Origin of the sequence: Pseudomonas sp. ICMP 8385, assembly GCF_002699915.1 — a bacterium.
Taxonomy (GTDB): Bacteria; Pseudomonadota; Gammaproteobacteria; order Pseudomonadales; family Pseudomonadaceae; genus Aquipseudomonas; species Aquipseudomonas gessardii.
This window is the reverse complement of record NZ_LKBY01000126.1, coordinates 24931-34911: the sequence shown is the minus strand read 5'-3', so window position 1 is coordinate 34911 and position 9981 is coordinate 24931. Positions and strand designations below refer to the sequence as shown.

The 9981-nt window shown below is 54.3% G+C and carries 6 protein-coding genes; 4 read left to right on the top strand and 2 right to left on the bottom strand.

All coding sequences use genetic code 11. The features are described 5' to 3' along the window. Positions 1–307: 307 nt before the first annotated feature. The gene (locus AO268_RS25740) at positions 308–3931 is read right to left on the bottom strand and encodes a transporter substrate-binding domain-containing protein (protein WP_099170254.1); all 3624 of its coding nucleotides are present in this window, start codon (positions 3929–3931) and stop codon (positions 308–310) included. Between the two features lie 103 nt (positions 3932–4034). Next, positions 4035–5261, bottom strand: a complete 1227-nt coding sequence (locus tag AO268_RS25735; protein WP_099170253.1) for an EAL domain-containing response regulator — start codon at positions 5259–5261, stop codon at positions 4035–4037. Between the two features lie 201 nt (positions 5262–5462). On the opposite strand from AO268_RS25735, the gene AO268_RS25730 reads away from it, so the two are divergent. From AO268_RS25730 to AO268_RS25715, 4 genes are all read left to right on the top strand, one after another. Beyond that, the gene (locus AO268_RS25730) at positions 5463–6089 is read left to right on the top strand and encodes a response regulator transcription factor (protein ID WP_099170252.1); all 627 of its coding nucleotides are present in this window, start codon (positions 5463–5465) and stop codon (positions 6087–6089) included. A 172-nt stretch (positions 6090–6261) separates the two neighbouring features. Then, positions 6262–6816, top strand: coding sequence for a fimbrial protein (locus AO268_RS25725; protein WP_099170251.1), 555 nt, complete (start codon positions 6262–6264; stop codon positions 6814–6816). 71 nt (positions 6817–6887) lie between these two features. Further along, the gene (locus tag AO268_RS25720; RefSeq protein WP_099170250.1) at positions 6888–7445 is read left to right on the top strand and encodes a fimbrial protein; all 558 of its coding nucleotides are present in this window, start codon (positions 6888–6890) and stop codon (positions 7443–7445) included. Positions 7446–7490: 45 nt separating this feature from the next. Then, entirely contained in the window at positions 7491–9977 is a 2487-nt protein-coding gene (locus AO268_RS25715) for an outer membrane usher protein (RefSeq protein WP_218927889.1), read from the top strand. Positions 9978–9981 lie beyond the last annotated feature (4 nt).

Sequence of the window (9981 nt, the reverse complement as noted above, 5' to 3'; positions counted from 1 at the left end):
CAGCTGCCGGTAATGCGTAGTCATCTGCGCTTGAATCCTTCGGTGTGAGAGCCTGGATTCTACCGGTGGCTGGCTCTCTGCCTCTCGTTTCAAGCGTTGCGCTTATTCTATGAATTCAGGGGCCGCATGTTCACCGTTGCGCTGAAAGTCTCAGGCCCGGTATAGCCACTCGCAGGAGAGTCCGCTCGGACCCACGGGAAGTAGAACGGGCTGAGCATCGGCAAACATCATAGGTCTGCGATGATGAGGTTAAAGAGTAGATAGATTTTGAGTTACGGCGACGCTGGACTTACTCGGCTGATGCCAGTCAACCTATGTTGAGACCCAGCAACGCGTGCTCAAGCGTATCAATGGCTGCCCCCAGTTGGTTGACCAGCTCGCTAAGGTGGGCCAACGAAACGTTTGGATCAATGCACGCCACTTCAAGCCTGCGGCAACATTGAGCCAGGTGCTCGCCCTTTACTACTCGCGCTGCACCATTGATGCGATGAGCGAGTTCCGCAAGTTTTTCGATCTCGCCCTCTCGCAGCAACGCAAGCATCAGTTGGCAGTCCTTGCGATTGCTCTTGATCAACTCATCGAGGATCAACCGGACTTTGAGGGGGTCGCTGCTGATCAGCAACTCCAGCGGGCCAAGATCAACCAGTTGCACCGAGTCTGAAGCTTCGGACAGTTGCGCCTCTGCGGGTTGATCGAAGTCGTCGGCCTGATGGTGCATCAACAAGTGCGAATCCAGTTCATCGATACCCATTGGCTTGATCAGGCAATCGGTCATACCTGCGCGAATGCACAGTTCAAGCTCTTCGGGCTGGGCATCAGCGGTAAGTCCGATAATCACGGTAGCGTGCAGTGCTTTTTGCAGTTCCTCTCGCCGAATGGTTCTGGCTAGTTCTGCGCCGTTCATGACTGGCATCTGGCAATCGGTGATGACGACATCGAACGGATGCGAGCTCCAGTACTCATAGGCCTGCTGACCATTCTCGGCCTCGGTCACTTCATGGCCCAGGTACTGTAGCTGCTGAGACAACACTTGGCGATTGACTTGATGATCGTCGACTACCAATACCTGCAAGCTATAACGCTGCTTCGACTGCGGTGGCACCAGCAGAGGTGCCATGAGCGGTTCAAGGACGTGTACGCGTAACTCAATGTTGATCTGAGTACCGCGGCCCAACCTGCTGTTCATGTGCAATTGGCCGCCCATCATTTCGCAGAGCGAGCGACAGATAAACAGACCAAGCCCCGTGCCTTCAATGTGCGGCATATTGCGTTGCACTTGCGCGAAAGGGCGAAACAGTTGCTGCTGATCGGCATTACTTATACCAACGCCGGTGTCCTCAACGCTAAGGCTAATGTGCAACATATCGCCATCGATGAAAGCACCCACGATGCTGATGGTGATTGTCCCTTCCTCGGTAAATTTGATCGCATTGCTGATCAGATTGGAGAGGATCTGCTTGAAACGCAGGGCATCGATCAGCACATCGCAATTCAGACTCGCGTCGATCTCCAGAATCAAACACAGGCGTTTCTGTCGGGCCAGCCCTTCAAATACACGCACCACTGATTCGATCAACTCGCGCAAGTTGGCGCGATTCGGCGACAGGCTCAAGCGTCCCGATTCGATGCGGGCAATGTCGAGGATATCGCCGATCAACCCCAATAAGCTTTTTGCTGACGTATGGGCTATTTCAATGCTGGCGCGGTCGATCGGCTGGTTGTCGGCGCGTTTGAGTGCCAATTCCAGAATGCCGATTACCGCATTCATCGGCGTGCGGATTTCATGGCTCATAGTGGCCAGGAAACGGGTTTTGGCCCTGCTGGCGCTATCAGCCTGACTCTTGGCTTCCTGCAATTGCTGCACCAGTTGGTGGTGTTCGGTGATATCCAGCCAACCACAAATAATGCCCTTGATGGCACCTTGGGAGTCATGGAAAGGCTGTACCCAATGGCTGATGGATACCGCCCGGCCTTGCAGCTCAATGATTTGGGTCGACTCTATGGTTTGACCGTCGCGCAGGGCTTGCTGGTAATTGTCGATGAGGTGGGGCGGACTTTTGAAGTGGGCGGCAGGCAACTCGTTCAGTCTCTTGCCCAACACTTGTTTTTTGTCCAGGCCGACACTTCTCAGGAAACTGCGGTTACACGACAAGATGAAACCATTGACACCACAAACATGCAGCGGTGGCGGCATGCAGTCGGTCAATGCTTCGACGAACTGCAGTTGGTCATTGAGCATGCGTTCAGCCTGGCGTCTGCCTTTGATCTGGCGGTGCAAAAAAAAGATCCACAACAACGCCAATAACAAAAGCAACGCCGCCCCGAGGACGACCTGGCGGATCACCCGTTCGTAATCTATCCACGTTTGGCCGCTCATTCCCGGTGGGGAGCGCCAACGGTTAGCGATCGCACTGAGTACATCCGGGGCTAGGTTTAGCAGTACCTGGTCAATGATGGATTGGAGTTCTGCATCATCGCGACGCAAGGTGAAGTTGACGGCGCTGGGGCCTAGATCAAGTACATAGTTGATGATTAATTCGTCGCGGAACAGTCGTTCGATGTAGTACCGCGCTGCGGGCAACGCAATGACGGCGGCATCGGCCTTGTCTTCGTAGAGCAGGTTCATTGAGTCCAGCGTGCCACCGGCTTCGATCACGATGGCATCGGGGAATTTTTTGCGCAATTGCGGTATTGCCACATGCCCGCTAGGGATGGCTACGCGCTTGCCTGCCAGGTTATCCAGTTTGCCTCGTTGATCATCTTTGCTCAGCAAGACAAAGGGGCCGTTAATCACCGGCGTGGAAAAGCGCAGGTACTCTTCTCGTTCAGGGCTGGCCGTCATCAACGCCAGATCGGCTTCGCCCTTGTGCAAGGCTTGAATAATCTGTGGGTAACCGCCACTGCGTGAAATCACCTGAAACTGCAGTCCGGTACTGAGGGTTATCACTTCAAGCAGATCAGCCACAGCCCCGGAAAAAACGCCGTTGGCGTCGAAATAAGCACCTGGGGCCATGTCGTCATTGATGACCAGTCGAACCACCGGATGGCGATCGATCCAGCGCAATTGTTGCATCGTCAGCCCGATCGGCTCTTCGTCGGGAATGAAACTGTTGCCGACCCAGCGCTTGGCTAAAGTGTTCAGTCGATCGCTGCCGATGGTGTCAATGGCGACATTGAGCAAGCGCTGCAATCGCGTATTGTCCGCACGCAAGGCATAGCTGTAGCCGCTGAAGGAAAGATCGCTGAAGCGTTCAAAACGTATGTAACCATAGAACGATCGGTTGATCTGATAGTAGGCGCTGAACAGGTTGTCGACATAGACATCGGCCTGACCAAACGCGGCTGCCGCAATGGCTTGATCATGACTGGTGTACACCTGCAATTCAGCTTTCGGGTAGCGATGTTGCAACGCTTGCAGATGCTCGCCGGTGACCGCCACCTGCATGCCGGCCAGGTCGCTTGGCAATTCGCGTAATTCTCCGTTGCGCTTAAACACCGCTAGCTGGTCACGCGCGTAGGGATTGCTGAAAACAAGATCGCGGTTCGACTCATAGCTGCCATGACGGGTTATGGCATCGATGCTGCCTGCTTCCAGTGCCTGCTCAGCGGCTAGAGCGCTGGCAAAGGGCACAATTTTGATTTTGAGCACCAGCAGTTGTGCTACCAATGCCGCGACGTCAGCGCTTATACCTTCATATTGATTGCTCTCGGCATTAACCGAAAACGGTGCCGATTCGTCAGGCGATATACCGATTCTGAGTTCGGCTTTGTGACGCAGCCAATGCCAGTCCTGAGTGGAAATGCCGATGCCTTGACGATCAATGTGCGTCTGGCTGGTCAGCAGATGGGGCGCGAACGTCGGCAGTGCAGCCTGTGCGAGCGTGCTTGATGACAACGTGCACAAGATCAGCCAGAGCAGGCGTAAGTACATTGGGAAGCGGCCGAGTGAATCTGAGGGGACTGGAGCCAGTCGTATGCAGGAGGGGCCTGTGCGCGCGCTTCGCGAAACGGCAGGGCCATCATGGCTGACTGGATTATAGTTCAAAGCTTTTACCTTTATTCAGTACTTCTACATGAGCGATCAGACGGCTCCGGCAGTAATCGATGAAGTGGCTCTTCGGCATGGGCCGGGCAAACAGATATCCTTGCGCAGTGGTACAACCCAGCCCGAGCAGACGGTTGCGTTGCTCGGTGGTTTCAACCCCCTCTATGACCAGCGAGATGTCCAGTGCCTGCGCAAGTGCAACCGAACAGCTGATGATCGCCGCACTCCTGGGCTGGCTTTGCATTTTGCTGACAAAGGCGCGATCCAGTTTTATTTCGTTGAATGGCAACTCGCTGAGCCGATCCAGCGATGAATAGCCTGCGCCAAAATCATCCATGGCCAAGCCGCAGCCGAGGATACGCAACCGGACGAGGTTCTCCAGGCTGTTGGCGGGCGCACTGAGCAAGCCCGATTCGGTGATCTCGAAGGTGACGCAAGTGCTGGGCACATGAGCGCGCTTAAGCATTATCGGAATTCGTTCAGTCAGAGTGCTGCACGCTAATTGGGCCGGATGCAGATTGAACGCCAAGCTGATTAGCATGCCTTGTGCGCTCATGCGCTGATGCAGGGCCAAGCCCTGTTCAAACAAGTGCCAGAACATTCTGTCGATCAGGTTGTGCTGTTCCAGGACCGGTAGAAAGTGCGCTGGTGCCAGAACGCCCCATTCTGGATGCACCCAGCGCGCAAGTACTTCTGCACCAACGAGTATTTCTTCCTGCAGGGTCACCTTGGGTTGGTAGTAGGCCTCGAATGCGCCATTGTCCAGGCCTTGCAGCACCTCGCTCAACGACGGCATTTCAGTCGATGACAGCGACTTTGGGCTGGCGTTGCAAAGCATCCGGTAGCGGTTTGCCAGTTGGCTGAACCCCCCAATGTTGAAGGGTTTGCCGAGGTCTCCAAGAAAGATCAGACCCAGACAGTGGATCATCAGTACTGTGGCCTGGCGCAGGACGGGGTCGAGCCCGCTGCAGAGAATCACCGCACGCACTTTGCCGCTGCTGGTGGCATGTCGCAGAAAGGCCAAGCCATCCATGCCCGCCATCTTGAGGTCGCACAGCAGAATATCCACATGCTCGCATCCCTCCAGGGCAGCGACTGCCTCATGACCGTCAGCGGCTTGCAGAACCGTCCCCGGGAACAACGTTTCAAGCGCGGTCACAGTAACCAGCCGCTGGAAGAGTTCGTCCTCCAGCACCAAAACTGTCAAGTCTCGCATCGCATATCTACACCGAGGGGAGGAGGAATAAGTGTGCTGGCGAGTCTTCGGTGCAAAAATGGGAAATATCCTATACTTTTTAGGAAATTTCCCAAGATGAACTTCTTAAGATCTTACAGATCGGCCCTGTTGGCTAAAAGTGTTAGCCTGCGTGTTCCCAGCTTTACTGTTCAGTCGTAAGCGCGTTCAAGAGGTTCACCAATGCATAGCGTTCTCGTAGTTGACGATCACCCGGTGATCCTGCTCGCCGTCAGGATCCTGTTAGAGAAGCACGGCATGCGGGTGGTGGGAGAGGCAAGCAACGGAGTCGATGCCGTTCAGATGGTGCGTGAACTGACGCCGCAGGTAGTGATTCTCGATATTGGCATTCCCAGGCTCGACGGGTTCAGCGTGATTACCCGGATCAAAGCACTGAATGTGCGTAGCGAGATCCTGATTCTGACCTCGCAACCCGCCGATGCAGTATGCCGACGCTGTATCCAGTTGGGTGCCCGCGGCTTTGTGAATAAGGAAGAAGGGCTGGACAAGCTTGTCACGGCCATCAAGGCAGTTGACGCGGGCTATACCTTTTTTCCTTCGCTGGCTTCTGACAGTGTCAGTACTGAAGATCAACTGACTGAACTCAAGCGAATTCAATCACTGACAGATCGCGAGCTGACAGTGTTACAACATCTGGCTCAGGGTTACTCCAATAAACAGATCAGCGAAAAGTTATTTCTTAGCAATAAAACCATCAGCACTTACAAGACGCGTTTGCTGCATAAACTCAGTGCGGCTTCATTGGTGGATCTGGCCGAGCTTGCGAAGCGTAATGCCTTGACGTCTTGAGCGGTATCAATTGAATTATGTGGGAATATTCCGATGGTTATGTCGGAAAAGTCCTAGTCACTTTTACATCTCATCCTTCTAAAGTTGTTGCAGCTCGACGGTGTATCTATAGCGAGCTTCGAGAGAGCTCTAGTGAGCCCCTCAAGAACAACATCAACTTTAGGAGTATGAAATGAAAGTCAAAAGTCTGGCTAGCGCAATTATGGCTATCACTGTTGCTGCAACGTCTGTCGTTGCGATGGCTGCGGATCAAGGTAAAGGTGTTATTACCTTCAAAGGTTCGATTATTGATGCGCCGTGCTCTATTGCTCAAGAGTCGCAGTATCAGACTATCGAAATGAATCAGGTGGCCAACGTTGCACTTAAGAACGGTGGCAAATCCAGTCCTACTCCGTTCAAAATCGAACTGCGTGGTTGTGATATGGGCTCGCTGAAGAGTGCCACCGCGACCTTCACCGGTTCTCCTGCAAGCAACCCGGATTTGCTGGCAATCAAAGGTACTGCACGTGGTGCAAGCCTGGCGATTGCCGACCACAATGGTGAATTGATCAAGCTTGGCAGCGCATCGCCTGCGCAAACGCTGTCTAACGGTGACACCTTCCTGTCATATAGCGCTTATCTCCAAGGTGACACGCTTGCCGGTGAGGGCGGCGAGGCTGGTACACCGTCTGAAATTACCCCGGGCGACTTTGAAACGTTTGCAAACTTCACTCTCGCTTATCAATAACTTACTCCGTTACTGAGAGGCCTTGGGGTGCGTAGCAGGTACGCGCTCCAGGGAGGCTTGCGGAGGTTTTGATGATTCGCTCGAGTGTGCTTTTGCTGTCGCCGCTTTTGCTGTTTTCAGGGCTGTTTGGTGCGTCCCTTCGTGCCGACGAGATTGCCGTTGGCGGCGCACTGAAGGGGCGCGTGCAGCTGTCAGGAAGTATCGTCGATACTGGCTGTGTGATGAGCGTGGGGAATGAAGGACAGGCAGTCGTCTTCCAGCCCGCTGCGCTGCACGGTCTGATACACGGCGATGCATCGTTTCAACGGCCGTTGAATATCTTGCTTAGCGGTTGCGGCGGCGAGTTGGATAGCCAGGGTCAAACCAGTTCATTGCGGGCGTTGAAGTTGACATTCGAGGGGGACAGCAGCGGACGTTACTTTGATCTCCAGGGTGTGGCCCAAGGCGTGGCATTACAAATAAAGGACAGTCGCGGAAAGTTGATTACCCCAGGCATGTCGCTTGATGGTGCAGCTCGCGCTGATGATGCAATCGAGCTTAATTATTTTCTTGAACTTGTGGGTACCGGAAGTTCACTGCAGGCGGGCAACTATCACGCCACGGTAAAGCTGAGTATTGAACACTTTTAATTGGCTGAGGCGTCTGCAGCTTAACCGATCAAGGATTGTATTCGCGTGGATCACCGTAAGGTATTGACCGCCACCACTTTGTATTGTTTATCGACTTGGGTGAGCGCAGCCCAAGAGTTTCAGTTCAATACCGATGTACTGGATCTTAAAGATCGTCAAAACCTGGATCTTGGGGTATTTGCTTCGGCAAACTTTATCATGCCGGGAGAGTACACACTGATGGTTCATCTCAACCGCGATACGCTAGTTGAATTTTCGGTTGTCTTCGTTACTGCCGATGATGATCCGAAAAGCAGCCTTGCCTGCCTGTCTCCCGCCCTTGTGAGTGAGCTAGGCCTCAAAGCCCAGACGATAAAAAATCTGACGTGGTGGCGTGAGGGCTCGTGTCTGCAACTCAGCAGTGTTCCCGGTATGCAGGCCCGTGGTGATCTGGGTTCTTCTGGGCTTTATCTTAGTGTGCCGCAAGATCAGCTGGAGTACACCGCTGCGAATTGGGATCCACCTTCACGCTGGGACGATGGTATTGCCGGGGCGATGTTTGATTACAGCATAAATGCCCAGACCACCGACCGCAAAAGCGGCCGAAGCGACAGCCTGACCGGCAACGGTACGGTGGGTTTCAACCTAGATGCCTGGCGCCTGCGTGGAGACTGGCAATCGCAAATGCAGCGCAGCGCGGGTCAGTCCTCGCAGCAGCAGTTCACCTGGAGCCGTTTTTATGCGTTGCGCCCGATACCGTCTTTAGGCTCAAGCCTGATCGTCGGCGAAGACTATCTGGACTCCAATCTCTTCGGCAGCTTTCGCTATACCGGGGCCAATTTGAGCAGCAACGACAACATGCTACCACCCAATCTTCGTGGGTATGCCCCTGAGATCGCCGGCGTGGCTCGAACGAATGCCAGGGTTGTGATCAGCCAACAGGGCAGGGTGCTCTACAACACCCAAGTACCGCCCGGACCCTTTCGTATTCAGGATCTCAACGATGCGGTCAGTGGCCAGTTGGATGTGCACGTCGAAGAACAGGACGGCAGTGTTCAGGACTTCAAGGTTGATACCGCCAGCATTCCCTACCTGACGCGCCCGGGATCCGTTCGTTACAAATTGGCCACTGGCAAGCCTTCCGACTGGGAGCATCAGTTGGACGGCCCGGTGTTCACCACGGGTGAGTTTTCCTGGGGGGTTAGCAATGGCTGGTCGCTGTATGGCGGCGGGCTCGGCGCCAAGGATTATGGCTCCCTTGCGCTGGGTATCGGGCGTGACCTGATGAGCTTTGGTGCGTTGTCGGTGGACGTAACTCAGTCCCGTGCCAGTGTGCCGGTCAGGAGCAGTGCTCTGACAGGGAAATCTTACCGTATCAGCTATTCCAAGCGTTTTGATGAGTACGACAGTCAAGTGACCTTTGCTGGCTATCGTTTTTCCGAAGAAAACTATATGAGCATGAACGAGTTTATTGAAGCCCGGCGCGGCGATCAGCCGCTGAACCGGAGCAAGAATATGTATACCACGACAGTGAGCAAACAATTTCGTGATGCCGACCTGAGTGTCTATTTCAATTACAACCATCAAACGTACTGGGACAGCAGGCCGAGCGATCGCTTCAGCCTGTCCATGTCGCGCTATTTCGACGTGGGTGGTTTGAAGAATCTCAGCGTGTCCATGACCGCCTACAAAAACAAGTCCAATCACGCCTCCGACAATGGTGCTTACCTCTCGATCAATATCCCATGGGGCGGCACCGGATCTGTGAGCTATAGCGCATCGGCCAGCGGCGGCGAGAGTACACACACAATGAGCTACTACGACAGTCTCGACGAACGTAATCAATACATGCTCAGCGCGGGCAAGACATCGAACGGCGAAACCGCGAGTGGTTTTTTCTCTCATCAAGGCGATCTTGCCCAAGTAGTTGCCAGTGGCAGTTACCAGACAGGCGAATACACCTCAGCCGGTTTGTCGGTGCAAGGCGGTGCGACGATTACCGGCCAGGGCGCCGCTCTGCATCGCAACAGTGTGATGGGGGGCACTCGTTTGCTCGTCGACACCCAAGGCGTGGCAGGTGTACCGGTACGGGGCAATGGCGGGCTGACGCACACCAATAGATTCGGTAAGGCCGTGGTCACGGACGTCAACAGCTATTACCGCAATCAGACCAGCATTGATCTGGACGCTTTGCCAGACGAGGTGGAAGCGACTCAGTCGGTCATTCAGGCCACGCTGACAGAAGGTGCGATCGGTTATCGCCGCTTCAACGTCATTGCCGGCCGCAAAGCCATGGTCACCATTCTGATGGCCGACCGTGACGCACCGCCTTTTGGCGCAACGGCTAAGAATAGCCGGGGGCAGGACACCGGCATTATCGGTGAAGAAGGATCAACTTACCTGAGCGGCATGAAGCCTGGCGAAATCATGTCACTGAACTGGGGCGGAAGCGCGCAATGCAGTTTCACCCTTCCGAAAAAACTCGATTCACTCAAATCACAACTGGAACTGCTGTGTCTGCCCCTTGGCGACGCTGACAAAGCGGCCTCTTAGTTTT

Bases quoted from the DNA above. Each gene is read 5' to 3' on its own strand.
- AO268_RS25740 (WP_099170254.1), bottom strand. From the start codon at position 3,931: ATGTACTTACGCCTGCTCTGGCTGATCTTGTGCACGTTGTCATCAAGC.
- AO268_RS25735 (WP_099170253.1), bottom strand. From the start codon at position 5,261: ATGCGAGACTTGACAGTTTTGGTGCTGGAGGACGAACTCTTCCAGCGG.
- AO268_RS25730 (WP_099170252.1), top strand. From the start codon at position 5,463: ATGCATAGCGTTCTCGTAGTTGACGATCACCCGGTGATCCTGCTCGCC.
- AO268_RS25725 (WP_099170251.1), top strand. From the start codon at position 6,262: ATGAAAGTCAAAAGTCTGGCTAGCGCAATTATGGCTATCACTGTTGCT.
- AO268_RS25720 (WP_099170250.1), top strand. From the start codon at position 6,888: ATGATTCGCTCGAGTGTGCTTTTGCTGTCGCCGCTTTTGCTGTTTTCA.